Below are 26980 nucleotides of genomic sequence, written 5' to 3' on the forward strand. Positions count from 1 at the left end.
CGCCACCTAGATGCCAAGGTCAAATGAGCGAAACCGAAACCCACAGCGTCACGGTCAACGGCGAACACCGCCGGGTGGCCGCCGGAACCACCGTCGCCGGCCTGGTCGGCGAGCTCGGGCTCGACCCCGCGCGGGTCGCGGTGGAGCGCAATCTCGAGATCGTGCCGCGCTCGACCCTGGCGCAAGTGCTGGTCGAGGACGGCGACGATTACGAGGTGGTTCACTTTGTTGGTGGCGGCTGATCAGATCCGAGTGCGTGGCAGGGGAATGGTCGCGCCGCGGCGGCGGGCAAGCCGTTCCACCTCGTCAAAGGACGCATTGATTCGGGTCCGCGCTTCGCCGACCGCCCATTCGCTGCCGGCCGGGGCGGGCTCGCCCGGCGCTCTCTTCGCCGCGGCGTCGATCGCGGCGGCATAGTCGCTCCATGCCGCGACATGCGCCTGGTAGGCGCTCCAGAAATCATTCGGTGCGGCGCCTTGCCGTATCTCGCGCATCCGCGCGGCGATCTCTTGCGGGGCCAGCGAATCCAGGTCGAGGTTGTCGGCTTTAAGGATGCGTTCGATCGCCGGAATCGCGGCGGAACGGGTGACCACCAGGTCGGGCTCGGCGACCGCCAGGAAAAGCAACGTTGCAAGCATCGGCCAAGCGCTCATATCAGCGCCCATGGCCAGTCTTCCAGTCACTTCCTCCGCCGCCCCGACCGATGCCGATAGCTGGAGCGTCGCCGGGCGCACCTTTTCCTCGCGGCTGATCGTCGGCACCGGCAAGTACAAGAGCCTCGAACAGAATGCGGCGGCGGTGGCTGCGAGCGGGGCGGAGATCGTCACGGTGGCGGTGCGGCGGGTCAACCTGACCGACCCCAATGCGCCCAAGCTGACCGACTATATCGATCCCAAGGTCACGACCTACCTGCCGAATACGGCCGGCTGCTTCACCGCCGAGGAGGCGATCCGCACCCTGCGCCTGGCGCGCGAAGCGGGCGGGTGGAAGCTGGTCAAGCTGGAGGTGCTGGCCGAGGCCAAGACGCTCTACCCCGACATGATCGAGACCGTCCGCGCGACCGAGTTGCTGACCAAGGAAGGGTTCGAGGTGATGGTCTATTGCACCGACGATCCGATCATGGCCCGCCGCTGCGAGGAGGCCGGCGCCGTGGCGATCATGCCGCTGGGCGCGCCGATCGGTTCGGGGTTGGGCGTGCAGAACCCCGTGACCATCCGCCTGATCGTCGAGGGAGCGAAGGTCCCCGTGCTGGTCGATGCCGGGGTCGGCACCGCCAGCGACGCGGCCTATGCGATGGAGCTGGGTTGCGACGGCGTGCTGATGAATACCGCTATCGCCGAGGCCAAGGACCCGATCCTGATGGCTCGCGCGATGAAGGCGGCGGTCGAGAGCGGCCGCCTCGCCTATCGCGCCGGGCGCATGGGCAAGCGGATGTACGCCGACCCGTCGAGCCCGCTGGCCGGGCTGATCTGAGGGGCGGCGATCAGCCCAGCGGCTGGTCGATGCTGGGCGGCGGGGTGGTGAACCACTTCGGTCCGCTTGGCGTCATGTGGAAGCAATCCTCCAGCCGCACCCCGAAGCGCCCGGGGAGATAGAGTCCGGGCTCGTTCGAGAAGCACATGCCGGGGGCGAGCCTAGTAGTTTCGCCGCGGACGAGGTTGACGGGTTCGTGGCCTTCCATCCCAATTCCGTGGCCGGTGCGGTGGGACAGGCCGGGGAGCTTGTAGTCGGGGCCGTAGCCCCAGCTCGTGTAGGCCTTGCGGACCGCGTCATCGACGCTTCCGGCCGATGCGCCGACCCGTGCGGCGGCGAGCGCGATCTGCTGGCCGCGGTGGACCTGTCCCCAGACCTTGCGCTGCTCGGGGCTGGGCTTGCCGGCGAAGATGAAGGTGCGGCTGATGTCCGACTGATAGCCGTGCACGCTGCACCCGCCGTCGACCAGCACGAGATCGCCCCGCGCCAGGGTGTGCGGCTTCTTGGAGCCGTGGGGGAGGGCCGAGGCTTCGTTGATGAGGACGAGGTTGCCGTCGGCGTCACCGCCCAGCGCCTTGGTGGCCGCAACGATGGCCGCGCTGATGTCGCCGCCGCTCATGCCGGGCTTGAGGTTGGCGAGGGCGGTGCGGAAGGCGGCGATGGTGATGTCGCTGGCGGCCTGCATCAGGGCGAGCTCGGCCGGCGACTTGATCATCCGCTGGGCGCGGACGACGGCATTGGCGCTGACGATCCGGGCGGAAGGCAGCTGCGCGGCGAGGCGATCGCCGAGGAAGAAGCGGTTGGTTTCTTCAAAGGCGACGGGCTGGCCGGCGACTTTCCGTTCGCGCAGGAAATCGGCGACGAGCTTCAGCGGTTCGTCGTCTTCCTGCCAGGTGCGGATTTCGGCGGGCACCTCGAGCTGCTCGGCGATGCTGGGCTGCTCGAAGAAGGGGGTGACCATGATCGGGTCGCCCTCGGCGGGAATGACGACCCCGGTCAGCCGCTCGCTGCGCCACCACTGGACTCCGGTGTAATAGTCGAGGCTGGCCCCCGACTCGACCAGCATGGCGCCGAGGCGGTTGGCGCGGAGCAATTGCTGCGCGCGGCGAAGGTGAGCGATCCGCTCGGCCGCGCTGATCGGCGGCGGCAGGGGCGCCGGACGACCTGCTCCGCGACCGTTGCGGCAAACCCGCGGGCGGGCATGGCAATCGCCGCGCCCAGCGCGCCCGTGCCGGCCAGGAACGATCGGCGGTGAATGGCGGCCTTGGTCACAAGCTTCACTCCCTGCTGCTGCTTACTGGCGCGTTCCGATGAGGTGGAAGCGGGTCTGCCGGCCATCGAGATAGTGCACCGTCCGGCCATCGAAAAAGGCATTTTCTTCCTGCCGGAAGTTAATTTCCTGCCCGTTCCATTCGGGCACTTTGACCTTGGCGTTGAGCTCGATCGACCAGGCGGTGGCGGGACGCAGGGGCCGCTCGCCGCGCGGGTCGGGGTTCTGGTTGTCCCAGAAGCCGATGCTGCTGCCCGCGCCGTGACCGTGGAAGCCGATCGGGTGCGAATAGATGGAGGGCGTGAGCCCGGCGGCGATGGCTTTGGCGCGGGCGGCTGCCAGGATCTGGTTGCCGGTGAGGCCGGTGCGGAAGCTGGAAGTCAGCGCGTCCTGCACGCGGTTGGCGGCGGCGAGGCCGTCGCGCAGGCCCTTGGGTGCCTCGCGTTCGCCGTCCTTCAGGACATAGCCGAGCTGCTGCACGTCGCTGTTGAGGCCGAGGTAGGTGATTCCGAAGTCGGTCCACAGCATGTCGCCCTTGCGGATCACCTCGTCTTCCTGGAGCGCGGCGGCCTGGCCCTGGCGGAAGATCGACAGCGAGGGGTGGAACCACACCTGCATGCCAAGGCTGCTGACCTTTTCGCGCATCCACCATCGGACGTCGTTGGCGGTGGTCTTGCCTGGCGTGATGACCTTGTCGCTGAGCGCTTCGGCGATGATCGCATGGGTGACCTGGAGAAGCTGCGGATAGACCTGCATTTCTTGCCCGGTGCGGGTTTCCATCCAGCCGACCGCAAGCTCGTCGGTCCGCACGAGGCGGTCGCGGTAGGGGGCGGGGAGGGCGGCGACGAGGCCCTCATACTGGCTGAGGGTGAGGCCATCGGCGAACTGGCTGAGCGCCGAGCTGTTGATGGCGATGCGCTTGGGATTGCGGGCGGCGACCAGCTTGCCGAGCGCCTTCCACTGGTCGGGTTCGGCCTCCGGGTTCCAGGCCGGCTGGAACAGCCTGGCAAGGCCGTAGCGGCTGACGGTCAGGCGCTCGACCGGCTTGCCCGCGCCGGGGTCGAAGAAAACCAGGATCGTGCGGCGGCGGGCGTGCATATTTTCGGCGTCGAGCATGGTCATGACGACCGGATCCTCGACATATTCGCGGGCGATCAGCACCCACATGTCGATCTTATGCTCGCGCATCAGCGCTGGGACGACCGTGTCGAGCCGCCCGGCCAGAAGCCGATCCTCCAGCGTGGCGCGCTCACGCAGGGAAAGGACGGTCGGGGTCGTCGAGGGCTGCGCCGCGGCGGCGGCCGGCGCGGCGGTGCCGGCCAGCAGGCAGGCAGCAAGGCCGAGATAATTGGTCATGAGTCCCCCTGTGGCGAGTTCAGCCCCGCGCCTTGTCCCGCAGCGCCGAGATGGTGGTCTGGTTGGTGATCACCTCGACGTCGGTCCGGAGGTGAAGGAGGCGGATGCCCTTGCGGCCCATCGCCTCGTCCAGCGCCGGGCCGAAGTCGGCGGTCGTCTCCACCGTTGCCGCCCATGCCCCGAACGCGCGACCGAGCGCGGCGAAATCGGGATTGGAGAGCGTGGTGGCGGACAGGCGCGCCGGATAGTCGCGTTCCTGGTGCATTCGGATGGTGCCGTAGCTGCCGTTGTCGACGACGATCACCAGCAGGTCGGCGCCGTGCTGGGCCGCGGTCGCAAGTTCCTGCCCGTTCATCAGGAAGTCGCCGTCGCCAGCGACGCAGAGCACCTGGCGGTCGCGGAAGCGAAGCGACGCAGCGACGGCAGCGGGCAGGCCGTAGCCCATGGTGCCGCTGGTCGGCGCAAGCTGGCAGGGAGTCGCGGCATAGCGCCAGTAGCGATGCACCCAGCCCGAGAAATTGCCGGCGCCGTTGCAGACGATGGTGTCGGCCGGGAGCTTGTCGCGAAGCAAGGCGACGCAGGGGCCGAGATCGAGCGTCACCCCGTCGCGGGGGGCGGGTTCGCTCCATGCGAGAAAATCGGCATGGGCCTCCTTGCCCGCGCCGAACGGCAGCAGGTCGTCATCCTCCCATGCGTCGAGGTCCTGGCTGAATTCGCCCATGTCAGAGCAGATCGGCAGGTCGGCATGATAGACCCGGCCGAGCTCGTTGGGATCGGGGTGGACGTGGATGATCGTCTGGCCGGGGTGGTCGGGGGTGATCAACGTATAGCCGTCGGTGGTCGCTTCACCGAGGCGGGCGCCGACCACCAGCAGCAGGTCGGCGTCCTTGACCCGTTGCACCAGCTTCGGATTGGGGCCGTAGCCGAGGTTGCCGGCATAGACCGGGCAATCGTTGGCGACCGCGTCCTGGCGGCGGAAGGCGGCGGCGACGGGGATTCCGACGCGGGCGGCCCAGGCGCTGAAATGGTGCGCAGCGCACGGGCTCCAGTCCGCGCCGCCGACGATGGCGACGGGCGCGGCAGCGTCCTTCAGCAGTTCGTGAAGCGTGGCGATGGCGCTGGGATCGGGATGTTCGACCACCGGAGGCATCGCCGGACGATCGAGCGCCTCCACCTCATCGCGCAGCATGTCCTCGGGGAGGGCGAGGACGACCGGGCCGGGCCGTCCGGCGGTAGCGACGCGCCAGGCGCGGGCGACATATTCGGGAATCCGGCGGGCGTCGTCGATGCGGGCGGCCCATTTGGCAATCGGGCCGAAAAAGGCTGGGAAGTCGATTTCCTGGAAGCCTTCGCGGTCCTTGTCGCGGCGGTCGAGGTCGCCGACGAACAGGATCATCGGGGTCGAATCCTGGAAGGCGACGTGGACTCCGGGGGTGGCGTTGGTGGCGCCCGGCCCGCGAGTGACAAAGGCGATCCCGGGGCGGCCGGTCAGCTTGCCGTCGGCCTCGGCCATGTAAGCGACGCCGCCTTCCTGGCGGCACACCACGACGTCGATTTCGGGCACGTCGTGAAGGGCGTCGAGGACGGCGAGAAAGCTTTCGCCGGGGACGGTGAACAGGCGGTCGCAGCCCTGGATTCGGAGCTGGTCGACGAGGAGGCGGCCGCCGGTGCGGAGATTGGTCGCAGTCATGCCTCGACCCTTACGGGCGGCGGCGGCCTTCGACCAGCCGGATCGCTTCGCTGAGTGCCTCGTCGGCGCTCATGCTGCTGGTGTCGAGCAGCAGCGCGTCCGCGGCCATCTCGAGCGGCGCTGCGGAGCGGTGGGAATCACGCTCGTCACGGGCGCGCAGGTCGATCAAGATGTCCTCAAGGTGGACCGGAAGACCGGCGCCGGTCAGTTCGGCGTGTCGGCGGCGGGCGCGTTCCTCAATGCCGGCGGTGACGAACAGCTTGGCGGTGGCGTCGGGCGCGATCACTGTTCCGATGTCGCGGCCGTCGAGCACCGCGCCAGCGGGACTGCCGGCAAATTCGCGCTGCCGTTCGAGCAGGGCGGCGCGGACGGCGGGGTAGGCGCTGACCCGGCTGGCGATCCCGCCGACCATCTCGCTCTTGAGTTCGGGGTCGTCCATCAGGCTGCTGATGTCCTCGCAGGCCCGAAGCGCGGCAAATTCGCTTTCGGGGTCGCCGCCCCAGCGCAGCAGCGACAAGGCTACCGCGCGATAGAGCTTGCCGGTGTCGAGATGGGGCAGGCCGTAATGCTGCGCGAGGCCGCGGGCGACGGTGCCCTTGCCGCTCGCCGCGGGGCCGTCGACGGCGATGACGAGAGGAGTTGTAGCCATGGGCGCGGGCTTTGACAGCCACCCCCCGCTATGGCAAGGCGCGCGCCGATCAGCCGAGGCAGCGATGCCGCCGGCCCCTTTTTCAGTGGAGAGCCCAGCCATGGTGAAGCCCGAGTGGGGCGCCAAGCGCACCTGCCCCAAGTGTGCGACCCGTTTCTACGATCTCGGCAAGGACGATCCGGTGACCTGCATCGAATGCGGCAACACCTTCGTGCCTGAGCCGGTTCTGAAGTCCAAGCAGCCGATGCCGTTCGAGCAGGTGTCGGTGGCCGCGCCGTCGGCCGCTCCCGATTCCGATCTCGGTGCCGAGGACCTGGCGCTGCCGGACGAGGACGAGGAGCCCAGCGCCGACGACGAGGTCGATCTGTCGACCGGCGACGACGACCTGGGCGTCGAGACCAAGAACGAGGACGAGGACAATAACTGAGCCGGCGACACGCCGCTTGATTGTCTACCGGAAAGGGCGGGGCTTCGGCTCCGCCCTTTTTCGTTGTCGGTGGCGCGCGCGCCGGGCAAAGAAAAAGGCCGCCCTGGTGGGCGGCCTTTTAGAATGATGGTGGAGCCGTGGGGGATCGAACCCCAGACCTTCGCAATGCCATCGCGACGCTCTCCCAGCTGAGCTACGGCCCCTTGTGAGCGCGCCTTTAAGGGCGTTCTCCGGCGCTGCCAACCCCTTTGTTGCCCGGATTCGCATCAAGGGCTCTAAAAAGAAAAAGGGCACCGGTTTCCCGATGCCCTTTTCCTCAAGCGCTTGAACCCAAGCGCGGCGATTAGCTCGTCTTGTTGAGGTTGTCGCCGACGTTGGTGAAGGTCTTGTTGAGGTTGCCACCGATGCTGGTCAGCGCGGTGATCGCGGCAACGGCGATCAGAGCGGCGATCAGGCCGTACTCGATCGCAGTGGCGCCGTCTTCGTTGGTCAGCATCTTCGTGAAAGTTGTCATTGTCGGTTCCCCCGATGAATCCTGAACCCGGAGCTCCAAAAAGTCTGAAGCTACGCCCTGGAACCCCGACCCTCGGCCGAAAAGGTTAGTATTTGGTGAAAAACCGCCTTTCCGTGCGGGAGGCGCGGACAAGCGAAAGGCCCCGCCGCTGCCTCTTGAAGAGGCGGCGACGGGGCCCTGCTGTACCGGCTTCAACCGGACGAGGCTTAGCTCGTCTTGTTGAGGTTGCCAGCGACGTTGGTGAAGGTCTTGTTGAGGTTGCCACCGATGCTGGTCAGCGCGGTGATCGCGGCAACGGCGATGAGGGCGGCGATCAGGCCGTACTCAATCGCGGTGGCGCCGTCTTCGTTGTTCAGCATCTTGATGAAATTGGTCATGTCCGGTCTCCTAGTTCCACTTGTCCCCCGGGGGCGGCCCCGGCACCGTCAGACGTCCAATCAGCCCGTCGGTCGAGAATGGTTCTACGAGGCAAGGAGTTAAGGAGTGGTTGAACCGCCGGGTAAACGGATGTTCACCAAACAAAAGTTTCAGCGTTCCTCGGACATGATGCTGTTGGCCATGGCGGACAGTCGATCGACCCACTCGCCGATACCGTCCATTATAGGCGCTTCCTGGCCGGTCGGGCCCGATGCCCGCTGCGGGATGCGATAGCCGGCGGGGAGCGCCGACGCGCTGCGTCCGTCCACGCTGAGCGCGGGGGCCATGAAGCTGCGCCAGATCTGCGCCGGAAGCGTTCCGCCCGAGACCGACTTGCCGAGCGACTTGTTGTCGTCGCGGCCGACCCACACGCCGACCACCAGGTCGCCCGCGAAGCCCACGAACAGGGCATCGCGATTGTCCTGGCTGGTCCCGGTCTTGCCGAAGGTGGCGGTGGCCAGCGCCGCCTTGCGCCCGGTGCCTTCGTTGGCTGCGGCCCACAGCAGGTCGAGCATCGGGCGCCAGTCGCGCCGCTCGTCCATCCGTCCGCCGCGGCCGAACAGGGTGGCGGCGAAATCCTGCGTCTCGATCCCCGCGCCGGCCGGCGGAAGACCGCTGGCCTTGACCGGATAACGGCCGCCCGCGACCGCGGCATAAGCGGCGGTGAGCTCGAGCAGGCTGACCCCGGCGGTTCCAAGCGCGACGCTGGGCGAATCGGGAAGCGGGGTCGAGATGCCGAGCTCGCGCGCGGTGCGCAGGACATTTGCCCGGCCGACGTCCTCGGACAGGCGAACGGTGGCGGCGTTGCTGGAACGGGCAAAGGCCTGCTGCAGGGTGACGGGACCGCGGAACACGCCGTCACTGTTGGCCGGGCTCCACCCGTCGATGGTGAGCGGGCTGTCCTGGATCACCGAATCGGTGCGATAGCCCGCGCGCAGGGCGGCGAGATAGACGAACAGCTTGAATGCCGAGCCAGGCTGGCGGCGGGCCTGGGTTGCACGGTTGAAGGTGGAATCCTTGTACGAGCGGCCGCCGACCATCGCGACCACCCGGCCGTCGGGGCGCATCGCCACCAGAGCCGCCTGCACCCCGGGCGCAAGCGCGGCATTGCCGACCGCCCGCGCCGCAAGCCGCTGCAGGTCGGCGTCGAGCGTGCTGGTCACCTTCACTTCGCCGAAGTCGGTTTCGAAGGCGTCGGCCGCCTGCGGTGCCATCCAGTCGGCGAAATAGGTGCCGGTTGGAATCTTCTGGGTGCGGCGGATCGGCCGGGCGGGCGCCGCGAGGGCGGCGCGGACCTGCGCCGGTGTGGCCACGCCGGTGTCGCGCATCGCCGCCAGCACCATTCCGGCGCGCTTGCGGGCACCGGCAAGGTTGCGGGTCGGTGCAAGCCGGCTCGGCGCCTGCACCAGCCCGGCCAGCATCGCCGACTGGGCAAGGGTCAGCTGTTCGGGCTGCTTGCCGAAATAATGGCGCGACGCGGCGCGCAAGCCGTAGACGCCGTCGCCAAAGTAGACCGACGACAGGTAACGGGCGAGGATCTCGTCCTTGGTCAGCCAGCCTTCCAGCCAGAAGGCGATGATCACTTCCTGCGCCTTGCGCTTCAAGGCGCGGTCGGACGACAGGAAGCTGGTTTTGGCAAGCTGCTGGGTCAGGGTCGAGCCGCCCTGGCGGACCCCGCCGGCCTGGAAATTGGCGACCATCGCGCGGCCGATGGCGCGCGGGTCGATCCCCCAGTGGCGATAGAAGCGGCGGTCCTCGATCGCGACAAAGGCGGCCGGGGTATAGGGCTTCAGCTTGGCGATCTCGACCGGTGCCTCCTTGATCGCGCCGCGCCGCGCGATCGGGCGGCCCTCGCTCGACACGATCAGCATGGCGGGGTTGGGGAGCGGCTCCAGCGCGCGGCCGAGCGGCGCGGTGATGATCAGCCACAGCAAGGTGATAAGTGTGAGGGCGGCAAAGCCCATCAGTCCCCAGCGCAGCCACGGACGGCGCGGGGCGCCGCCGGCGGGCTCGGCGGGCGCTTCGGGCACGATCGGCGCGTCGGACCCGAGGCCTGCGGAGCGATGGCGCGCCGCCTGTTCGGATCGCTCGAGCCAGGTCATGGAGGGTGCGTCGTCGACCGGCCTGGAGGCGGCAGGACGCTGCCCGGCGCGTTGCCACCAGCGCTGCTTGCGGACCTTCGGCGCACCGCCGAACAGCGGGGCAGCGAAGGGATCGGGCAGATCCTCCACATTGCGACCGTCTCGCTGCCAGGGTGAGTCGCGATCCGCCATGCACCAAACTCGTTGAAGTGATCTACTGCCCTAATACAGCTCGCAGGCCAAGGCTAGGGATTCGTTGGGTTGGCCGCTCTTGGTCTGTGCGGCGACGCTCGGCTAGAGGGGGCGGGTGAGTTGTCGCAACATTCCTTCCCGGCTGAAGCCTGGCCTTGCCGCCCTTTTGCTGGTGGCCGCTGTCACGGGGCTTAACGGATGCCGCAAGGCCGAGGGCGGCGCGGTGGACGCGGTGGTCATCGCCGAGCGCCCGCCGCGGCTGGCCGATCCGCTTGCCGCCGACCTTGCGCCGGCCGACCTGCTGCTGGTCGGCAACGTCGCCCAGGGGCTGGTAAGGTTCGATGCCTCGGGCGACATCGCGCCCGGCCTTGCCGAGCGGTGGGCGGTCAGCGACGACGGGCTGAGCTACGTCTTCCGCCTGCGCACCGCGTCGTGGAGCGACGGTCGGCGGGTCCGGGCGCGCGACGTCGTTCGCCTGATCGAGCGCCAGCTTGCCCGCCGCAGTCGCAATTCGCTGTTCGATACCATCGGCGCGGTGCGCGAGGTGGTGGCGATGACCGACCGAGTCATCGCGGTGGAGCTGAACGCCCCGCGGCCGCATCTCCTGCAATTGCTCGCCCAGCCGGAGTTCGGGCTGGTCCGCGGCCGAAGCGGAACGGGACCCTTCACGGCCACCACCGAAGGGGAGGTGGTCGACCTGGTCCGGGTGCTGCCCGGCTTCGACGGCGACGAAGCGCAGCAGCAACGGGTGCGCCTTACCGCCGCGCCGGCCCAGCGCGCGATCGACCTGTTCGTGTCGGGGGACAGCGAGCTGGTGCTGGGCGGAACAGTGGTCGATTTCCCGCTCGCCAGCGCGGCCAAGCTGCCGCGCAACACCCTGCGAATCGATCCAGTGCTGGGGCTGTTCGGCCTGGTGCCCGCGCGCAAGGACGGACCCGCTGCCGACCTCGAAACCCGCGCCCTGCTGGACGAGGCGATCGACCGCGATGCGCTGATCGCCGCGCTTGCGGTGCCGGGGCTGCAACCGCGCTTGAGCCTGCTTCAGCCGGGACTGGACCTCGCCGCGAGCCCCGCACAGCCCGCCTGGGCGCCGCTGACCCTCGAACAGCGCCGACCCGACCTGCTGGCCCGGGCCCAGGCGATCTTCCCGGTCGCAGCCCCTGCGCAGGCCGGGGAAGCCACGCCCGGCGAACGCCCGGTGATCCGCATCGCCCTTCCCGGGGGGCCCGGCGGAGAGATCATCCTGCGCCGCCTCAAAGCCGATTGGGAGCCGCTTGGCGTGCAGGTGGTCGCGGCGGGCGACGATCCGGCCGACTTCCGCTTCATCGACGAGGTCGCTCCCTCGAGCTCTCCGGCCTGGTTCCTGCGCCGCTTCCGCTGCGAGTTCGCGGCCATCTGCTCGGCCCAGGCCGACCAGCTTCTCGATGCCGCGCGGCTGACCGGCTTCCCCCCGCAGCGCGCGCGTTTCTTCATAGATGCCGAACGGATCATGCGCGAGGAGGTGCTGTTCCTGCCGATCGCTGCACCGGTCCGCTGGTCGCTTGCCGGGCGCGACGTGCAGGGCTTTGCCGAGAACCGCTTCGGCCGCCACACGCTGACGGACTTGCGGATGGCGCCGAACGCACGAAATTAGGCCGCATGACCACGCAAACCCGCCGCCATGTTCGTGACCTGCCACTCGGGACCGAGCCGCGCCATGTGCGCCAGCGGCTGGAGGCTCTAGAGCATCTGCTTGAGCGGGCGCTGCCCATTCCCGGCACCAGCAAGCGCGTCGGACTCGACGTGCTGCTCGACTTCATTCCCGGCATCGGCCCGACGGTCGGCGCGGGCCTTGGCGCCTATCTGGCGTGGGAAGGCCGCAACCTTGGCATGAGTAAGTGGCAGATTGCGCGGATGGGCAAGAATATCGGAATTGACTGGCTGCTCGGCCTGATCCCGTTCGTCGGCGCGATCCCCGATTATTTCTTCCGGTCGAACACGCGCAACCTGCGGATCATCAAGAAGCATCTCGACAAGCATCATCCCGCGGCGCGGACCATCGACGCCGCTCCGCTGCGCTAGGGCGCCCTCCAGGAATTTTTCGCATGTACGACTTCAAGATCGCGGCCGCCGACAAGGCGGCGCTCTATGCCGACCTCCTTGCCGCGCTCGACGGGCTGACCGCTGGAGAGCCCGACGCGATCGCCAACATGGCCAATGCCGCAGCACTGCTGTGGGAAACGCTGCCGGGAATCAACTGGGCCGGTTTCTACCGAAACGTTGGCGGTGAACTGGTGCTGGGACCGTTCCAGGGCCGCCCGGCCTGCATCCGGATCCCGTTCGGGCGGGGCGTGTGCGGGGCGGCGGCCGAGTCGCTGGCGGTGCAACGGGTCGAGGACGTCCACGCCTTCCCCGGCCACATCGCCTGCGACGCGGCAAGCCAGAGCGAGTTGGTGGTGCCGATCGTCCGCAACGGCGAGTTGCTAGCCGTGCTCGACCTCGACGCGCCGGAAAAAGCCCGCTTCGACGCCGAGGACGAAGCGGGCTGTGTCGCGATCTGCAGGTTGCTGGCGGAGCGGCTCTAGCGCCGCCCCGCCAAGAGACTTCAGACGACGGTGTTTTCGGCGACCATCGCGTTGACGATCTGGCCGGGGGTCATGATCGCCGACCGGCCGCTGATCCAGATCGAGCCAAGCAGCGCGCCGACGGTGTTGCCCTTGCCTTCCTGGCGGTGAACACCGCTGAGCGGCACGACCTTGCCGTTGACGGTGAGCTGCTTGAATTCGATCTCGAACTTGCCCGACTTGCCGCCGATGGCCTTGCCGGTCTTCCACTTGATCATGCCCAGCGCCTTGGCGCCGCGCGGAACCGCGACCACGCCGTTCTCAACGACGTCGTTGACCACGGTGAATTCGAACGAATCGCCGACTTTGACCTTGGAGCTGGCGATCTCGGCCATCGGAGTCATGGCGACCATGGTGCCGGCACGGACCATGACGGGCGCGGTGCTGGCCATCGCCGAGGTGCCGACGGCTTGCGCCAGGCTGGCCGACGCGAGGCAGAGCGCCGCAGCGCCGAGGCCGGCGCGAACGATGTGAATCATGAAACTTCCCCCTTGTTACTAGGCTTTCCGAGCCGAGGCCGTTGTTTCCGCCCGAGCGGAAACTGGCAACAAACAAGAGGTTAACGGGGGTCGAAATGCCGCCGCTTGTGGCCTTGTTGCCTCAGCTCAGCGCTTCCAGCCGTTCGTCGCTGATTCCGCCCGGGATCAGCATCACGGGGCAGGGGAGCTTGCCCGAGTCGCTGCCGGTAAAGGCCGCCACCAGCGGGCCGGGATCGCCGGCGGGCGCGGTGCCGAGGACCAGGGCGGCGATATCGTCGCGCTCTCCGAGCAGGTCTCGGACGAGTGCGACCGGCTCGCCAGAGCGGATCAGGATGGCGCCGGGGCGGAGCGCTTCGGTTCCGGGCAATTCGCCCAGCGCCTCGGCCACTTCCGCCTCGATGCGGAGCTGCTGCTCTTCCTCGATCGCGGCCTGGACCCCGCCCCACTGAACGAAATCCTGGCTCGCGGTGATCGCCAGCACTTCCAGTCCGCCGCCGGTCTTGGCCGCTCGGCGGGCGGCGAAGCGAAGGGCGGCGCGGGCCTCTCCGCTGTCGTCCATTACCACCAGATACGTGCGCTTCGGCGTGCTCATGACCGATCAGTGCCTCGCGGCTGCTTGACGGGCAAGGGGTGTATCGTCTTTCAGGGGCACGAACCCGTCTCCCCCGTTTGCCCGAAGGTCCCCCATGGCGATCGAACTCAAGATGCCCGCTTTGTCCCCCACGATGGAAGAAGGGACGCTGGCCAAATGGCTGGTGAAGGAAGGGGACACGGTGTCGAGCGGCGACATCCTGGCCGAGATCGAGACTGACAAGGCGACCATGGAGTTCGAAGCCGTCGACGAAGGCGTCGTGTCAAAGATCCTCGTGCCTGAAGGCACCGACGGGGTGAAGGTCGGAACCCCGATCGCGCTCATCGGCGGGGAAGGAGAGGAGGCCTCGACTGCTCCTGCTCCTGCGGCCGCCGCCACGCCGGCCGAGGAAAAGGCGCCCGCTCCGGCCCCCAAGGCCGAAGCCGCCGCGCCCGCCCCGGCGCCGGTCGAGACCCCCGCCGCGCCCGCCAAGCCCGCCGCCCCGGCCAAGGCCGATGGTGAGCGCGTCAAGGCGAGCCCGCTCGCCCGCAAGCTGGCTGAAGCGCAGGGCATCGACTTGTCGACGCTGCAGGGCTCGGGCCCGGGCGGGCGGATCGTCCGCGCCGACCTCGGCACGGCGGCTGGCGGTGCCGCTGCCCAGCCACAAGCGCAGGCCGCCGCGCCTGCCGCTTCGGCGCCCGCTGCCGCTGCCCCGGCCCAGCCGTTCAGCACCGACATTCCGCATGAAGCCGTCAAGCTCAGCAACATGCGCAAGACCATCGCCCGCCGCCTGAGCGAAGCGAAGCGCGACATTCCGCACATCTATCTGACGGTCGACGTCCGCCTCGACGCGCTGCTCAAGCTGCGTTCCGAGCTGAACACGGGCCTCGCTGGCCGCAAGATCAAGCTCAGCGTCAACGATCTGCTGATCAAGGCGCTGGCGGTAGCGCTGGAAGCCGTTCCCGAGTGCAACGTCAGCTTCACCCCCGACCAGCTGATCATGTACAAGCGCTCCGACATTTCGGTCGCCGTCAGCATCCCGGGCGGCCTGATCACCCCGATCGTCACCGATGCGGCGGCCAAGTCGGTCAGCAAGATCAGCCAGGAAGTCACCGAGCTTGCGGGCCGTGCCAAGGAAGGCAAGCTGCAGCCGCACGAATATCAGGGCGGCACCGCGAGCCTGTCGAACATGGGCATGTTCGGGATCAAGCAGTTCGACGCCGTCATCAACCCGCCCCAGGCGATGATCCTCGCGGTCGGCGCGGGCGAGAAGCGTCCGTGGGTCGATGGCGACGAGCTAACCGTCGCCACCGTGATGAGCATCACCGGCAGCTTCGACCACCGCGCCATCGACGGCGCAGACGGCGCACGACTGATGAAGACGCTCAAGGAACTGATCGAAAGCCCGCTCGGCCTCGTTGCCTGACATGGCGCGCGAGGCGCTTATCCGCACCACGGCGATGCCGGCCGACACCAACCCTTATGGCGGCGTGTTCGGCGGCTGGTTGATGGGACAGATGGGCCTCGCTTGCGGGAGCTTCGCCTCTCGGCAGTGCGCGGGGAAGGCGATCCTGGTCGGGGCGGAGAAGCTCAAATTCCCGGGCATGATGGCGGTGGGCGATGAGCTCAGCGTCTATGTCGCGCTGGTGAGGCAGGGCCGCACCTCGCTGCTGCTGCGGGCCGAGGGGATCGCGCGGGCGCGGGACGGCGACGCGGAAACGTTGGTGGCGGAAGGTCAGTTCACTTTCGTCGCGCTGGACGAAAACAACAGGCCGCGGCCGATCGCGGCGAAGGATGATACCAATGGCTGACAATTACGACCTCATCGTGCTGGGCTCGGGGCCGGGCGGCTATGTCGCGGCGATCCGGGCGGCGCAGCTGGGCCTCAAGACCGCAATCGTCGAGCGCGAGAGCCTTGGCGGCATCTGCCTCAACTGGGGCTGCATCCCGACCAAGGCGCTGCTTCGCTCGGCCGAGATCCTGCATTATGCGCAGCATGCGCAGGATTACGGCCTGACGCTCGCCGGCAAGATCGAGGCCGACCTCGCGGCCGTGGTGAAGCGCAGCCGCGGCGTCGCCAAGCAGCTCAATCAGGGCGTTACGCACCTGATGAAGAAGAACAAGATCACCGTGCACATGGGCACCGGCACGATGATCGGCCCGACCACGATGACCGTGAAGAGCGATAAGGGCGAGGAGCAGCTGTCGGCCAAGCACGTCATCCTCGCACTCGGCGCCCGGGCGCGCGACCTGCCGTTCGCGCCGGCCGACGGGCAGCGGATCTGGACCTATCGCCATGCGATGACCCCGCCCGAAATGCCGACCAGGCTGCTGGTCATCGGATCGGGCGCGATCGGGATCGAGTTCGCGAGCTTCTACAACGACATGGGCGCGGAGGTGACCGTGGTCGAGATGCTGGACCGGATCGTTCCCGTCGAGGATGCCGAGGTCTCGGCCCTGCTCGAGAAGAGCCTGACCCGGCAGGGTATGACGATCATGACCGGTGCGGGGGTCGAATCGATTGCGACGTCAGCCTCGGGCGTGAAGGCCAAGATCAAGGGCAAGGACGGCAAGGTCACCGAGCAGGACTTCAGCCACTGCATCGTCGCGGTCGGGATCGTCCCCAATACCGAGAAGGTCGGGATCGACAAACTGGTCGAGATGGACCGCGGCTTCATCCAGATTGATCCCTACGGCCGGACCAAGGCCAAGGGCCTGTGGGCGATCGGCGATTGCACGCCGGGGCCGTGGCTGGCGCACAAGGCGAGCCACGAGGGCGTCACCGCCGCCGAGGCGATCGCGCAGGAACTCGGCAACAAGGAGGTGCACCCGCACGTCCTCGACCGATCGAACATCCCGGGCTGCACCTATTGCCACCCGCAGGTCGCCAGCGTCGGCCTGACCGAAGCCAAGGCGAAGGAGCTTGGCCACGAGGTGAAGGTCGGCAAGTTCCCCTTCATCGGCAACGGCAAGGCGATCGCGCTGGGCGAAACCGAGGGCTTCATCAAGACGGTGGTCGACGCCAAGACCGGCGAACTGCTGGGCGCGCACATGATCGGGGCCGAGGTCACCGAGCTGATCCAGGGCTATACGGTCGGCAAGACCGCCGAACTGATCGACGAGGATTTCGCGCGCACCGTCTTCCCGCACCCGACCTTGAGCGAGATGATGCACGAAAGCATCCTCGCCGCGGACGGGCGCGTGCTGCACATGTAAGCTGACAACCGAACGGGGTGACGTGATGAGGGCTTATCTGTTGGCGGCGGCCGCGCTTGTGGTCGCCGCTCCCGCTGCCGCCGGGAAGGTGGTGGTGACCGCCGACCGCATGCTCGACGTCCAGTCCGGCCGGATGGTCGAACATCCCGCCGTCTTCATCGGTGACGACGGACGGATCACGTCGGTCGCCGATGCGCGCACGGTGCGCTGGGGGTCGGACGTCCGCCACATCGCGCTGCCGGGCAAGACCTTGGTTCCTGGCCTGATCGACATGCATGTGCACCTCGAGGGGAGCAGCAAGGTCAAGGGTTACCGCTCGCTCGAATTTACCGACAGCTTCGACATCGTGATGGGCGTGCCCAACGCGAAGCGGCTGCTCGATGCGGGATTCACCTCGGTCCGCTCGGTCGGGTCGGGCAATTACACCGACGTCGCGATCCGGCAGGCGGTCGAGCTGGGCGAGATCGAGGGGCCGCGGATCACCGCCGCCACCAATCCGATCGGCGCGACCGGCGGGCATTGCGACAGCAACACCAACCGTCCTTCGCTCGCGCGGACCAACAGGGGCGTTGCCGACGGCCCCGACGAGGTCCGCAAGAAGGTCCGCGAGCTGCGCAAGCTTGGCGCCCAGCTGATCAAGGTCTGCGCCACCGGCGGCGTCTTCTCGCGCAACACCGAGCCCGGCGCGCAGCAGATGACCTTCGAAGAGCTCAAGATGGCGGCCGACGAAGCCCACATGCTGGGCATGAAGGTCGCCGCCCACGCCCACGGCACCGACGGCATCAAGGCCGCCATTCGCGCCGGGATCGACACGATCGAACATGCAAGCTTCCTCGACGACGAGGCGATCCGCCTGGCCAAGGAACGCGGCACCTGGCTGTCGATGGACATCTACAACACCGAATGGACGCTGACCGAGGGCGCCAGGGCCGGCGTTCTGGAGGAGAATCTCGCCAAGGAGCGGATCGTCGGCGGCCGCCAGCGCGAAAGCTTCCGGCGCTCGGTCCAGCTTGGCGCGCGGCACGTGTTCGGAACCGATGTCGGGGTCTATCCGGCCGGCCTTGGTGCGCGGCAGTTCGCGGTGATGGTGCGCTTTGGGATGACTCCGCTGCAGGCGATCCGCGCCGCCACGCTCAACGCGGCCGAGGCGCTCGGCAAGCCGGGCGACGTCGGCGCCATCGCGGTCGGTCGCTATGGCGACATGGTGGCGGTCACCGGCGATCCGCTGGCCGACGTCCGCGTGCTGGAGCGGCCCGATGCCGTGATCAAGGGCGGGCAGCTGGTCGGCGCCGCGATACCGGCCAAAGGCTGAGCGGAACGCAGGCGGCCTCTACCGGGTTGGCACCCACGAACAGGTCATCAGGGTGCCAACGATCATGAACAGATATCTCGTCGCTGCCGCCGTCGGTACGCTGGCCCTGTCTGCCTGCAAGCAGGAGGGCACCAGCATCTCCAACAACCAGACGCAGGGCATGACCGACGAAGCGGCGGTCGAGAACAGCGCCGCTGCCGCCAGCAACCGGAGCACGTCGGCCAATCCGTCGGCCGACCAGACCTACGTCAACAATGCCGCCGCCAGCGACATCTTCGAGATCGAGTCCAGCAAGCTTGCGCTCGAGAAGGCGACGCTGCCCTCCATCAAGACCTACGCGCAGATGATGATCGACGAACACACCAAGTCGTCGAATGAACTGATGGCAGCGGTCGTGCAGGGCAAGCTTACGGGGCGTATCGCCATGCCTGCCGAGCAGGCGGCCAAGCTGGAGGCGCTGAAGGGGCTCAGCGGGGCCGCGTTCGATCGCCAGTATCTTGCCGACCAGTGCGCCGGCCACCAGGACACGCTGGCCAAGGTGAATGCGTATCTCGCCTCGGCGCCGGCCGGGCCGCTCAAGGACCATGCGGCCAAGGTCACCGGCGTCGTCCAGAAGCACCTCAATTCCCTGGAGAAGATCAAGTGAGCGACACCACCACGACCAAGCGCGGCTATTGCGCCGATATCGAAGAAGCGACCATCGCCAACAACGACTTCCGCCGCGTCCTCTACACCGGCGAGCACCTGCAACTGGTGCTGATGAGTCTCGCCCCGGGCGAGGAGATCGGTGAGGAGACCCACGAGGACCGCGACCAGTTCTTCCGCTTCGAGGAAGGGCAGGGCGTCGTGGTCATCGACGGCGTCGAGAACAAGGTCGAGGACGACTTCGCGGTGATCGTTCCGGCGGGCGCTTGCCACAATGTGAAGAACACCGGCGAGGAGCCGCTGCAATTCTATTCGATCTACGGTCCACCCGAGCACAAGGACCAGGTCATCCACAAGACCAAGGCGCAGGCCGAGGCCGACCACGATAATGACGAATGGGACGGCAAGGCCACCGAGTGAGGCTTGCCTGACGCCCCGTCCGCTCTAGGCTGCGCGAAACGCAGGTTGAGGGGGGACGGGATGATCGGACGGTTGCTGGCTGGGGCTGCGATGCTTGGCGCAAGCGGGGCGCTCGCTGCGCCGGTGACGATCCACGCCGGCCGGCTGATGGCAGTGCCGGGGCAGGCGGTGCGCGGGCCGTCCACCATCGTCGTCGACAATGGCCGGATCGTCAGCGTCACCGCCGGCTATCAGCCCGCGTCCGGCCAGCTGATCGACCTGCGCGACAAGACGGTTCTGCCGGGCCTGATCGACGCCCACGTCCACATCGACAGCGACCGCGCCGGCAATGAAGGCCAGCTTGCCGAATTCACCGAAAGCGTGCCCTTGCGCGCATTCGAAGCCCAGTGGAACGGGATGAAGACGCTGCGTGCGGGCTTCACCACCGTCCGCAACCTCGGCGATGGCGACAGCGGGGCGAGCCTCGCCTATCGCGACGCCATTGCCCGCGGCTGGGTGCAGGGGCCGCGCATCGTTTCGGCCGGGCAGAGCATCTCGACCACCGGCGGCCACATGGACGGGCGCAACGGCACCAACGACGAGGTCGATGCCCATAGCGCCACCCATCACCTGTGCGACGGGCCGGCCGATTGCCGCCGCGCGGTGCGCCTGCAGGTCAGCCGCGGCGCCGACGTGATCAAGATCGCCACCACCGGCGGGGTCAACAGCGGCACCGGCCTGATGACACGGATGGAGGAGGATGAGGCGCAGGCCCTGATCCGCACCGCCCATTCCTACGGCAAGAAGGTCGCGGTCCACTCGCACGGCCGCGACGGAACCAAGCTCGCGCTGCGCAACGGCGCCGATTCGATCGAGCATGGCACCGACATGGACGACGAAACGGTGCGGCTCTTCAAGCAGGCGGGCGCCTGCTACGTGCCCACCCTGTCGACCGTGAACGGCTATCTCGAGCGGTTGGCCAAGGACCCCAACGCCTATCCCCCGGCGGTCAAGAAGCAGATCGACTGGCGGATCGGGATCACCGGAAAGAGCCTGGAAAAGGCCTATCCGGCCGGCGTGAAGATCTGCTTCGGGACCGATGCCGGCGTGTCCAAGCACGGCCGCAACGCCGACGAGTTCGAATGGATGGTGAAGCACGGCATGCCGGCGGCGCAGGCGATCAAGGCGGCCACGGTCAACAATGCCGAACTGCTCGGGCTGGCGAGCGAGATAGGGACCATCGAGCCCGGCAAGAGCGCCGACATCATCGCAGTGGCCGGCGACCCGCTGGCCGACGTCCGGGCGCTGAAGACGATTTCCTTCGTCATGGCGCGCGGCGCGGTGGTCACGAACTAGCCGCCGCGCGCGAGGGGCGGACTGCCCGCCACTGGTTGACCCCCAATCGCCGACCCGCTAATGGGCCGCTCGTCCGCTCCGGGCTTGCCTGGCGAGGGACAGAGCTGAACATTGCGTTTGTTTGTGCGCAGGATTGGCCGGCGGCCTTCGGGTTGGCCGGTTTTCTCGCTTGAACAGCCAAAGTAACCGCCGGGTCTTCCGGTAACAACAAGGTGAAGGGCTTCATGCCAACGATCAACCAGCTGATCCGCAAGGGTCGCGAGCCGCAGAAGGCCAAGAGCAAGGTCCCTGCGATGGACCAGAACCCGCAAAAGCGCGGCGTCTGCACCCGGGTCTACACGACCACTCCGAAGAAGCCGAACTCGGCGTTGCGCAAGGTTGCCAAGGTCCGCCTGACCAACCAGCGCGAAGTCATCAGCTACATCCCGGGCGAAGGCCACAACCTCCAGGAGCACAGCGTTGTGTTGATCCGTGGCGGCCGTGTGCGCGACCTTCCGGGTGTCCGCTATCACGTGCTTCGCGGCGTGCTCGACACCCAGGGTGTCAAGGACCGCCGTCAGTCGCGCTCGAAGTACGGCGCCAAGCGCCCGAAGTAAGCTGGTGTGTTGGCCGCGCCGCGTGAAAGTCGCAGGCGCGCCGCTCGAAGAAGGAATAATCTATGTCCCGTCGTCGTCGCCCAGAAAAGCGCGAGATCCTGCCGGACCCGAAGTTCGGTGACATCACCCTGTCGAAGTTCATGAATTCGGTCATGCTCGATGGCAAGAAGTCGGTCGCCGAGAGCATCGTGTACGGTGCCCTCGACGTGGTCGAAACCCGTCTCAAGAAGGACCCGCTCGGCGTGTTCCACGAGGCGCTCGCCAATGTCCGTCCGGGCATCGAGGTCCGCAGCCGCCGCGTCGGCGGTGCGACCTACCAGGTCCCGGTCGAAGTCCGCGACGTCCGCGCCCAGGCGCTTGCGATCCGCTGGCTGATCACCGCCGCGCGTGCCCGCTCGGAGAAGACCATGGCCGCCCGCCTGTCGGGTGAGCTGATGGACGCCTCCCAGAATCGCGGCAACGCGGTGAAGAAGCGCGAAGACACCCACCGCATGGCCGAAGCGAACCGCGCCTTCAGCCACTACCGCTGGTAAAACAAACACCTATATCGTGGGGGAGGGCCGTTGGCCTTTCCCCACATTGCTAAGGAACTGACGACCATGGCCCGCAGCCATCCGCTCGAGCGTTACCGTAATATCGGCATCATGGCGCACATCGACGCCGGCAAGACGACGACGACCGAGCGCATCCTTTATTACACCGGCAAGTCCTACAAGATCGGCGAGGTCCACGAGGGCACCGCGACCATGGACTGGATGGAGCAGGAGCAGGAGCGCGGGATCACGATCACGTCGGCTGCCACCACCTGCAAGTGGAAGGCCGAGGATGGTGAGGGCGAAGAGCATCTGATCAACATCATCGACACCCCGGGCCACGTCGACTTCACCATCGAAGTCGAGCGTTCGCTGCGCGTGCTTGACGGCGCGGTTGCCTGCTTCGACGGCGTTGCCGGCGTCGAGCCGCAGTCGGAAACCGTGTGGCGCCAAGCGGACAAGTACAAGGTTCCGCGGATGTGCTTCGTCAACAAGCTCGACCGCACCGGTGCCGATTTCTATTATTGCGTCGACACGATCATCGAGCGCCTGGGCGCCCGCCCGGCCGTGCTGTACCTGCCGATCGGCATGGAAGGCGGCTTCAAGGGCCTGGTCGACCTGGTCAACAACCGCGCGATCATCTGGCTCGAAGAATCGCTGGGCGCGAAGTTCGAATATCAGGACATCCCCGATGACCTGAAGGAAAAGGCCGCCAAGTATCGCAGCGACCTGATCGAACTCGCCGTCGAGCAGGACGACGAGGCGATGGAAGCTTATCTGGAGGGCAACGAGCCCGACACTGCGACGCTCAAGAGGCTGATCCGTAAGGGCACGCTGGCGATGGACTTTGTTCCGATTGTCTGCGGCTCGGCGTTCAAGAACAAGGGCGTCCAGCCCCTGCTCGACGCCGTGGTCGACTACCTGCCGAGCCCGCTCGACATTCCGCCGGTCGACGGCGTCAAGCCGGGCACCGAGGAAGCCGACACCCGCGAAGCGTCGGACGACGTGCCGTTCTCGGCGCTGGCGTTCAAGATCATGAACGATCCGTTCGTCGGCTCGCTCACCTTCACCCGCATCTACTCGGGCACGCTGACCAAGGGCAGCTACCTGAACTCGGTGAAGGACAAGAAGGAAAAGATCGGCCGCATGCTCCTCATGCATGCCAACTCGCGTGAGGACATCGACGAGGCACGTGCGGGCGACATCGTCGCGATCGCGGGCCTGAAGGAAACCACCACCGGCGACACGCTGTGCGATCCGGCCAAGCCGATCGTGCTCGAGCGCATGGAGTTCCCCGAGCCCGTCATCGAGGTCGCGGTGGAGCCGAAGACCAAGGCTGACCAGGAGAAGATGGGCGTTGCCCTCAACCGCCTGGCCGCCGAGGATCCCTCGTTCCGCGTCACCACCGACCACGAGAGCGGCCAGACCATCATTAAGGGGATGGGCGAGCTCCACCTCGAGATCCTGGTCGATCGCATGAAGCGTGAGTTCAAGGTCGAAGCCAATGTCGGCGCTCCGCAGGTCGCGTATCGCGAATATCTGAAGAAGCCGGTCGACATCGACTACACCCACAAGAAGCAGTCGGGCGGCACCGGCCAGTTCGGTCGCGTCAAGGTCAAGCTGACCCCGGGCGAGCGCGGCGCGGGCATCGTCTTCAAGGACGAGATCAAGGGCGGTAATATTCCCAAGGAATATATCCCCGCGATCGAAAAGGGCTTCCGTGAGACGGCGGCCACGGGCTCGCTGGTCGGCTTCCCGATCATCGATTTCGACATCGTGCTGTATGACGGTGCCTACCACGACGTCGACTCGTCGGCGCTGGCGTTCGAAATCACTGCTCGCGGTGCAATGCGTGAAGCCGCCCAGAAGGCCGGCATCACGCTGCTCGAGCCGGTGATGAAGGTCGAGGTGGTCACCCCCGAGGATTATCTCGGCGACGTGATCGGCGACATCAACAGCCGCCGTGGCCAGATCCAGGGCACCGACAGCCGGGGCAACGCCCAGGTGGTCGAAGCCATGGTCCCGCTGGCGAACATGTTCGGCTACGTGAACCAGCTCCGCTCGTTCACCCAGGGCCGGGCCCAGTACTCGATGCAGTTCTCGCACTATGACGAAGTTCCGCAGAACGTTGCGGACGAGGTCAAGGCGAAGCTGGCGTAACCTGAATTTAGACGCTAAGGGCGCGCTCGCAATCGGGCGAGCGGTCCTGATAACCCAAGAAGAGGCGTAACATGGCGAAGGCGAAATTCGAGCGGAACAAGCCGCACGTGAACATTGGCACCATCGGTCACGTCGACCATGGCAAGACGTCGCTGACCGCGGCGATCACCAAGGTCCTGGCCAAGAGCGGCGGCGGCGTTGCGGTTGACTTCGCCAACATCGACAAGGCTCCGGAAGAGCGCGAGCGCGGCATCACCATCTCGACCGCGCACGTCGAGTATGAGACCGCTGCCCGCCACTACGCGCACGTCGATTGCCCGGGCCACGCCGATTATGTGAAGAACATGATCACCGGCGCCGCGCAGATGGACGGCGCGATCCTGGTCGTGTCGGCCGCCGACGGCCCGATGCCGCAGACCAAGGAGCACATCCTGCTCGCGGCGCAGGTCGGCGTTCCGACCATGGTCGTCTTCCTCAACAAGGTCGACCAGGTCGATGACCCCGAGCTGCTCGAGCTCGTCGAGCTGGAAATCCGCGAGGAGCTTTCCAAGCGCGGCTTCGACGGCGACAACATTCCGATCGTCGCCGGTTCGGCGCTCGCCGTCCTCGAGGACAGCAACGAGGAGATCGGCGACAAGGCGATCCTCAAGCTGATGGAAGCCGTCGACAGCTGGATCCCGCAGCCCGAGCGTCCGCTCGACAAGCCGTTCCTGATGCCGATCGAAGACGTGTTCTCGATCTCGGGCCGCGGCACCGTCGTGACCGGCCGCGTCGAGACCGGCATCGTCAAGGTTGGCGAGGAAGTCGAGATCGTCGGCATCAAGGACACCAAGAAGACCGTCGTCACCGGCGTTGAGATGTTCCGCAAGCTGCTCGACCAGGGCCAGGCCGGAGACAACATCGGCGCGCTGATCCGTGGCGTCGCCCGCGACGACGTGGAGCGTGGTCAGGTCCTCTGCAAGCCGGGCTCGATCACCCCGCACACCGACTTCACCGCCGAAGTCTACGTGCTGTCGAAGGACGAGGGCGGCCGTCACACGCCGTTCTTCGCCAACTATCGTCCGCAGTTCTACTTCCGCACCACCGACGTGACCGGCGAAGTGACCCTCCCCGAGGGCACCGAGATGGTCATGCCGGGCGACAACGTGACCCTGGGTGTCAAGCTCATCGCCCCGATCGCGATGGACCAGGGCCTGCGCTTCGCCATTCGTGAAGGCGGTCGTACCGTCGGCGCCGGTGTGGTCGGCAACATCACCAAGTAAGCTTCTTGGCGCCTCCGGGCGCTGAGGAACTGACGAGAAAGGCCCGGGGTCTCGAAAGAGGCTCCGGGCTTTTCTTGTTTCTCCACCTGCACTTGCCGAATCTTAACGTTCGAACCCGCAAGTTCCGATCAGCCGAAGAGTGCCGCGGTCGTCACGAGAACCGAGCCACTTCTTGGATGTGCAAGGCGGAGTCTGCGTACCGTGATTTTCAAAGAAGCTGACGACCATTCGGCGGAGATTGCCGAACTCGAGCGTCTCAAGGGTCTCGCTCCCAAAGCTGCCAAGGCGATCGAGCGGGAGATCCGCAACATCCGCTCTGGGGCTTCAGGCGAAGAGAGCGCAGCGCACTTCATCAATCGAGAGTTTGGCAGGAGTGAGAGGCTTGCCATCATCCATGACCTGCGGATCGGCACGGATGATGACTTTGCGCAGATCGATCACCTTCTCATCCATCGGTTGCAGGCGACTGCATGGGTTCTGGAGACGAAAAACTACTCAGGGCGACTGAGCTGCAATGAGCACGGTGACTGGACCGTGTGGTACAGCGGTAAGCCGCGACCGGTGCCTTCGCCGGTCGCCCAAGCCGAGCGCCAATGCCGTGCGCTTGAGCGCTGGCTCGAGCAACATGGGATGGGCTGGATCCGCGAGGTCAGGCCAGTGGTACTCGTCTCACCGAAATCGAGTGTGGATCGACGGATCAGTCCCAAAGGAGCTTCGATCGTAAAGTCGGACCATTTTTCGACATGGCTACGCGAGCAATGGGAAGGCATCGGTGATGGCGCAGCCCTGAAAATGCTTGTTCGTCATGCGGTGAAGGGCATGTCCGAGGCAAACCTGCGAGACCTTGGTGGCCGTCTGGTGGGAGCGCATGTCCCCGCCACCCGCGATTGGGCGGCAAAATTTGGAATCGCTGTCGATGCCCGGAAAGACGAGGGCGATAGCCAGCAACCAAGCCTTGAAGAACAACCAGCTGCAAAGCCAGACAAGTCGCTGGGCATAACCGAAGTTGTCGAGACGCCGCATGGGCGCATCACGATTGCGCGCATCCCGGATGGCCGCTTCTCGATCCGGAATACGCCCGACGAGCAATTGATCGACCTGGTCAAGGCGGCCTGTCGCGGCAAGGCGCAATGGGTCCCTCGATATCGCAACTGGTTGGTGACGGGGGAAAGGCTTCCAGAAGTGCTGGAGCTACTTGCGGGACGCTCGACATCGGAGCCTGCCGCACTGCGTTAAACGCCCTCCAACTGTCTGCAAGCTGTTTGGAGCGAGCCGGCAGGGCTTGATCTCCACCGCCCACCTCTATAGAGGCGCCACTTCCGACGGGGATTCGTCCCTGTCACACAAGTTTCAGCGTAGGGGTCACGCCGACCCGGGCAACCGGGACTAGTCGGGTGCGGCCTCTTGTTTTCTTGGGCGGGTGACCGTCCAGCGGCTCTTTGCAATCGGTAGTGGAACTCATGGAAACTCAGAATATCCGGATTCGCCTGAAAGCCTTCGATCACCGCGTGCTCGATCAGGCCACTGGCGACATCGCTGACACTGCTCGCCGTACCGGCGCGCTGATCCGTGGTCCCATTCCGCTCCCGACCCGCATCGAGAAGTTCACCGTCAACCGTTCGCCGCACGTCGACAAGAAGTCGCGCGAGCAGTTCGAGGTGCGCACCTACAAGCGTCTGCTCGATATCGTGCAGCCGACCCCGCAGACCGTCGATGCACTAATGAAGCTCGACCTCGCGGCAGGTGTAGACGTGGAGATCAAACTGGCCTAAGGGCTGC

27 protein-coding genes, 1 tRNA gene and 2 pseudogenes are annotated in these 26980 nt (G+C 66.7%); 19 read left to right on the forward strand and 11 right to left on the reverse strand.

The window, feature by feature from the left end; translation table 11 throughout:
* Positions 1 to 23 precede the first annotated feature (23 nt).
* Positions 24 to 239: pseudogene (gene thiS, locus GGQ97_RS06355) on the forward strand (sulfur carrier protein ThiS); the annotation flags it as partial.
* Between the two features lie 3 nt (positions 240 to 242).
* Here the strand turns inward: thiS and GGQ97_RS06360 are convergent.
* Positions 243 to 638 carry a hypothetical protein gene (locus tag GGQ97_RS06360; RefSeq protein ID WP_168068155.1) on the reverse strand — a complete coding sequence of 132 codons (396 nt, stop codon included), beginning with the start codon at positions 636 to 638 and terminating at the stop codon, positions 243 to 245.
* Positions 639 to 708: 70 nt separating this feature from the next.
* Between GGQ97_RS06360 and GGQ97_RS06365 the strand changes: the two are divergent.
* A pseudogene (locus GGQ97_RS06365) lies at positions 709 to 1473 on the forward strand (sulfur carrier protein ThiS); the annotation flags it as partial.
* 10 nt (positions 1474 to 1483) lie between these two features.
* On the opposite strand, the gene GGQ97_RS06370 reads toward GGQ97_RS06365, so the two are convergent.
* From GGQ97_RS06370 to cmk, 4 genes are all read right to left on the reverse strand, one after another.
* The gene (locus GGQ97_RS06370) at positions 1484 to 2566 is read right to left on the reverse strand and encodes a M24 family metallopeptidase (RefSeq protein ID WP_342448463.1); all 1083 of its coding nucleotides are present in this window, start codon (positions 2564 to 2566) and stop codon (positions 1484 to 1486) included.
* A gap of 201 nt (positions 2567 to 2767) precedes the next feature.
* Positions 2768 to 4099 carry a M24 family metallopeptidase gene (locus GGQ97_RS06375; protein WP_168068157.1) on the reverse strand — a complete coding sequence of 444 codons (1332 nt, stop codon included), beginning with the start codon at positions 4097 to 4099 and terminating at the stop codon, positions 2768 to 2770.
* A 19-nt stretch (positions 4100 to 4118) separates the two neighbouring features.
* Positions 4119 to 5789: a thiamine pyrophosphate-binding protein gene (locus tag GGQ97_RS06380; protein WP_168068158.1), complete on the reverse strand. Its 1671-nt coding sequence runs from the start codon at positions 5787 to 5789 to the stop codon at positions 4119 to 4121.
* Positions 5790 to 5799: 10 nt separating this feature from the next.
* Positions 5800 to 6438, reverse strand: a complete 639-nt coding sequence (cmk, locus tag GGQ97_RS06385; RefSeq protein ID WP_168068159.1) for a (d)CMP kinase — start codon at positions 6436 to 6438, stop codon at positions 5800 to 5802.
* Positions 6439 to 6538: 100 nt separating this feature from the next.
* Between cmk and GGQ97_RS06390 the strand changes: the two genes are divergently transcribed.
* A complete protein-coding gene (locus tag GGQ97_RS06390) occupies positions 6539 to 6865 on the forward strand; it encodes a TIGR02300 family protein (protein WP_168068160.1) in 327 nt (108 codons plus the stop codon).
* Positions 6866 to 6992: 127 nt separating this feature from the next.
* Here the strand turns inward: GGQ97_RS06390 and GGQ97_RS06395 are convergent.
* From GGQ97_RS06395 to GGQ97_RS06410, 4 genes are all read right to left on the reverse strand, one after another.
* Positions 6993 to 7068 (reverse strand) — tRNA-Ala (locus GGQ97_RS06395).
* 140 nt (positions 7069 to 7208) lie between these two features.
* Entirely contained in the window at positions 7209 to 7379 is a 171-nt protein-coding gene (locus tag GGQ97_RS06400) for a Flp family type IVb pilin (protein ID WP_168068161.1), read from the reverse strand.
* 206 nt (positions 7380 to 7585) lie between these two features.
* A complete protein-coding gene (locus GGQ97_RS06405; protein ID WP_168068162.1) occupies positions 7586 to 7756 on the reverse strand; it encodes a Flp family type IVb pilin in 171 nt (56 codons plus the stop codon).
* Positions 7757 to 7906: 150 nt separating this feature from the next.
* Entirely contained in the window at positions 7907 to 10069 is a 2163-nt protein-coding gene (locus GGQ97_RS06410; RefSeq protein ID WP_245197903.1) for a transglycosylase domain-containing protein, read from the reverse strand.
* Between the two features lie 115 nt (positions 10070 to 10184).
* On the opposite strand from GGQ97_RS06410, the gene GGQ97_RS06415 reads away from it, so the two are divergent.
* The 3 genes from GGQ97_RS06415 to GGQ97_RS06425 are packed head-to-tail and all read left to right on the forward strand — an operon-like array spanning position 10185 to position 12633.
* The gene (locus tag GGQ97_RS06415) at positions 10185 to 11702 is read left to right on the forward strand and encodes an ABC transporter substrate-binding protein (RefSeq protein WP_168068163.1); all 1518 of its coding nucleotides are present in this window, start codon (positions 10185 to 10187) and stop codon (positions 11700 to 11702) included.
* Positions 11703 to 11707: 5 nt separating this feature from the next.
* Complete coding sequence (locus GGQ97_RS06420) at positions 11708 to 12130, forward strand: DUF4112 domain-containing protein (RefSeq protein WP_168068164.1); 423 nt, start codon at positions 11708 to 11710, stop codon at positions 12128 to 12130.
* A gap of 23 nt (positions 12131 to 12153) precedes the next feature.
* Positions 12154 to 12633: a GAF domain-containing protein gene (locus tag GGQ97_RS06425; protein ID WP_168068165.1), complete on the forward strand. Its 480-nt coding sequence runs from the start codon at positions 12154 to 12156 to the stop codon at positions 12631 to 12633.
* Positions 12634 to 12653: 20 nt separating this feature from the next.
* Here GGQ97_RS06425 and GGQ97_RS06430 read toward each other — a convergent pair whose 3' ends face one another.
* Both GGQ97_RS06430 and GGQ97_RS06435 read right to left on the reverse strand, forming a co-directional pair.
* On the reverse strand, positions 12654 to 13151 hold the full coding sequence (locus GGQ97_RS06430) for a hypothetical protein (RefSeq protein WP_168068166.1): 498 nt from the start codon (positions 13149 to 13151) through the stop codon (positions 12654 to 12656).
* 121 nt (positions 13152 to 13272) lie between these two features.
* Entirely contained in the window at positions 13273 to 13743 is a 471-nt protein-coding gene (locus GGQ97_RS06435) for a universal stress protein (protein WP_168068167.1), read from the reverse strand.
* 94 nt (positions 13744 to 13837) lie between these two features.
* Between GGQ97_RS06435 and GGQ97_RS06440 the strand changes: the two genes are divergently transcribed.
* The 13 genes from GGQ97_RS06440 (at position 13838) to rpsJ (ending at position 26973) form a co-directional block, all read left to right on the forward strand.
* Positions 13838 to 15148, forward strand: a complete 1311-nt coding sequence (locus GGQ97_RS06440) for a pyruvate dehydrogenase complex dihydrolipoamide acetyltransferase (RefSeq protein ID WP_168068168.1) — start codon at positions 13838 to 13840, stop codon at positions 15146 to 15148.
* A gap of 1 nt (position 15149) precedes the next feature.
* Positions 15150 to 15533 carry an acyl-CoA thioesterase gene (locus GGQ97_RS06445; protein ID WP_168068169.1) on the forward strand — a complete coding sequence of 128 codons (384 nt, stop codon included), beginning with the start codon at positions 15150 to 15152 and terminating at the stop codon, positions 15531 to 15533.
* Positions 15526 to 16938, forward strand: a complete 1413-nt coding sequence (gene lpdA, locus GGQ97_RS06450; RefSeq protein ID WP_168068170.1) for a dihydrolipoyl dehydrogenase — start codon at positions 15526 to 15528, stop codon at positions 16936 to 16938. The genes GGQ97_RS06445 and lpdA overlap by 8 nt, the downstream gene beginning before the upstream one ends.
* A gap of 25 nt (positions 16939 to 16963) precedes the next feature.
* Complete coding sequence (locus GGQ97_RS06455; protein WP_168068171.1) at positions 16964 to 18250, forward strand: Xaa-Pro dipeptidase; 1287 nt, start codon at positions 16964 to 16966, stop codon at positions 18248 to 18250.
* Positions 18251 to 18314: 64 nt separating this feature from the next.
* The gene (locus tag GGQ97_RS06460; protein WP_168068172.1) at positions 18315 to 18896 is read left to right on the forward strand and encodes a DUF4142 domain-containing protein; all 582 of its coding nucleotides are present in this window, start codon (positions 18315 to 18317) and stop codon (positions 18894 to 18896) included.
* Positions 18893 to 19315: a cupin domain-containing protein gene (locus GGQ97_RS06465; protein WP_168068173.1), complete on the forward strand. Its 423-nt coding sequence runs from the start codon at positions 18893 to 18895 to the stop codon at positions 19313 to 19315. Before GGQ97_RS06460 ends, GGQ97_RS06465 begins: the two co-directional genes overlap by 4 nt.
* Positions 19316 to 19375: 60 nt before the next feature.
* Positions 19376 to 20650, forward strand: coding sequence for a metal-dependent hydrolase family protein (locus GGQ97_RS06470; RefSeq protein WP_168068174.1), 1275 nt, complete (start codon positions 19376 to 19378; stop codon positions 20648 to 20650).
* A 224-nt stretch (positions 20651 to 20874) separates the two neighbouring features.
* The gene (gene rpsL / locus GGQ97_RS06475; RefSeq protein ID WP_168068175.1) at positions 20875 to 21246 is read left to right on the forward strand and encodes a 30S ribosomal protein S12; all 372 of its coding nucleotides are present in this window, start codon (positions 20875 to 20877) and stop codon (positions 21244 to 21246) included.
* A 62-nt stretch (positions 21247 to 21308) separates the two neighbouring features.
* Positions 21309 to 21779, forward strand: a complete 471-nt coding sequence (gene rpsG, locus GGQ97_RS06480; protein WP_168068176.1) for a 30S ribosomal protein S7 — start codon at positions 21309 to 21311, stop codon at positions 21777 to 21779.
* A 66-nt stretch (positions 21780 to 21845) separates the two neighbouring features.
* The gene (gene fusA, locus GGQ97_RS06485) at positions 21846 to 23939 is read left to right on the forward strand and encodes an elongation factor G (protein ID WP_168068177.1); all 2094 of its coding nucleotides are present in this window, start codon (positions 21846 to 21848) and stop codon (positions 23937 to 23939) included.
* A gap of 71 nt (positions 23940 to 24010) precedes the next feature.
* The gene (tuf, locus tag GGQ97_RS06490) at positions 24011 to 25201 is read left to right on the forward strand and encodes an elongation factor Tu (RefSeq protein ID WP_168068178.1); all 1191 of its coding nucleotides are present in this window, start codon (positions 24011 to 24013) and stop codon (positions 25199 to 25201) included.
* 201 nt (positions 25202 to 25402) lie between these two features.
* Entirely contained in the window at positions 25403 to 26437 is a 1035-nt protein-coding gene (locus GGQ97_RS06495) for an NERD domain-containing protein (protein ID WP_168068179.1), read from the forward strand.
* Positions 26438 to 26661: 224 nt separating this feature from the next.
* Positions 26662 to 26973, forward strand: coding sequence for a 30S ribosomal protein S10 (rpsJ, locus tag GGQ97_RS06500; RefSeq protein WP_028969184.1), 312 nt, complete (start codon positions 26662 to 26664; stop codon positions 26971 to 26973).
* Positions 26974 to 26980: the final 7 nt, after the last annotated feature.

The sequence above is a fragment of the Sphingomonas kaistensis genome, from assembly GCF_011927725.1.
Classification (GTDB): Bacteria; Pseudomonadota; Alphaproteobacteria; order Sphingomonadales; family Sphingomonadaceae; genus Sphingomicrobium; species Sphingomicrobium kaistense.

Bases quoted from the DNA above. Each gene is read 5' to 3' on its own strand.
- GGQ97_RS06470 (WP_168068174.1), top strand. From the start codon at position 19,376: ATGATCGGACGGTTGCTGGCTGGGGCTGCGATGCTTGGCGCAAGCGGG.
- GGQ97_RS06455 (WP_168068171.1), top strand. From the start codon at position 16,964: ATGAGGGCTTATCTGTTGGCGGCGGCCGCGCTTGTGGTCGCCGCTCCC.
- GGQ97_RS06400 (WP_168068161.1), bottom strand. From the start codon at position 7,379: ATGACAACTTTCACGAAGATGCTGACCAACGAAGACGGCGCCACTGCG.
- GGQ97_RS06360 (WP_168068155.1), bottom strand. From the start codon at position 638: ATGCTTGCAACGTTGCTTTTCCTGGCGGTCGCCGAGCCCGACCTGGTG.
- GGQ97_RS06420 (WP_168068164.1), top strand. From the start codon at position 11,708: ATGACCACGCAAACCCGCCGCCATGTTCGTGACCTGCCACTCGGGACC.
- GGQ97_RS06380 (WP_168068158.1), bottom strand. From the start codon at position 5,789: ATGACTGCGACCAATCTCCGCACCGGCGGCCGCCTCCTCGTCGACCAG.
- GGQ97_RS06410 (WP_245197903.1), bottom strand. From the start codon at position 10,069: ATGGCGGATCGCGACTCACCCTGGCAGCGAGACGGTCGCAATGTGGAG.
- GGQ97_RS06390 (WP_168068160.1), top strand. From the start codon at position 6,539: ATGGTGAAGCCCGAGTGGGGCGCCAAGCGCACCTGCCCCAAGTGTGCG.
- GGQ97_RS06445 (WP_168068169.1), top strand. From the start codon at position 15,150: ATGGCGCGCGAGGCGCTTATCCGCACCACGGCGATGCCGGCCGACACC.
- rpsG (WP_168068176.1), top strand. From the start codon at position 21,309: ATGTCCCGTCGTCGTCGCCCAGAAAAGCGCGAGATCCTGCCGGACCCG.
- GGQ97_RS06435 (WP_168068167.1), bottom strand. From the start codon at position 13,743: ATGAGCACGCCGAAGCGCACGTATCTGGTGGTAATGGACGACAGCGGA.
- GGQ97_RS06405 (WP_168068162.1), bottom strand. From the start codon at position 7,756: ATGACCAATTTCATCAAGATGCTGAACAACGAAGACGGCGCCACCGCG.
- tuf (WP_168068178.1), top strand. From the start codon at position 24,011: ATGGCGAAGGCGAAATTCGAGCGGAACAAGCCGCACGTGAACATTGGC.
- lpdA (WP_168068170.1), top strand. From the start codon at position 15,526: ATGGCTGACAATTACGACCTCATCGTGCTGGGCTCGGGGCCGGGCGGC.
- GGQ97_RS06430 (WP_168068166.1), bottom strand. From the start codon at position 13,151: ATGATTCACATCGTTCGCGCCGGCCTCGGCGCTGCGGCGCTCTGCCTC.
- GGQ97_RS06440 (WP_168068168.1), top strand. From the start codon at position 13,838: ATGGCGATCGAACTCAAGATGCCCGCTTTGTCCCCCACGATGGAAGAA.
- fusA (WP_168068177.1), top strand. From the start codon at position 21,846: ATGGCCCGCAGCCATCCGCTCGAGCGTTACCGTAATATCGGCATCATG.
- GGQ97_RS06460 (WP_168068172.1), top strand. From the start codon at position 18,315: ATGAACAGATATCTCGTCGCTGCCGCCGTCGGTACGCTGGCCCTGTCT.
- GGQ97_RS06375 (WP_168068157.1), bottom strand. From the start codon at position 4,099: ATGACCAATTATCTCGGCCTTGCTGCCTGCCTGCTGGCCGGCACCGCC.
- rpsJ (WP_028969184.1), top strand. From the start codon at position 26,662: ATGGAAACTCAGAATATCCGGATTCGCCTGAAAGCCTTCGATCACCGC.
- cmk (WP_168068159.1), bottom strand. From the start codon at position 6,438: ATGGCTACAACTCCTCTCGTCATCGCCGTCGACGGCCCCGCGGCGAGC.
- GGQ97_RS06425 (WP_168068165.1), top strand. From the start codon at position 12,154: ATGTACGACTTCAAGATCGCGGCCGCCGACAAGGCGGCGCTCTATGCC.
- rpsL (WP_168068175.1), top strand. From the start codon at position 20,875: ATGCCAACGATCAACCAGCTGATCCGCAAGGGTCGCGAGCCGCAGAAG.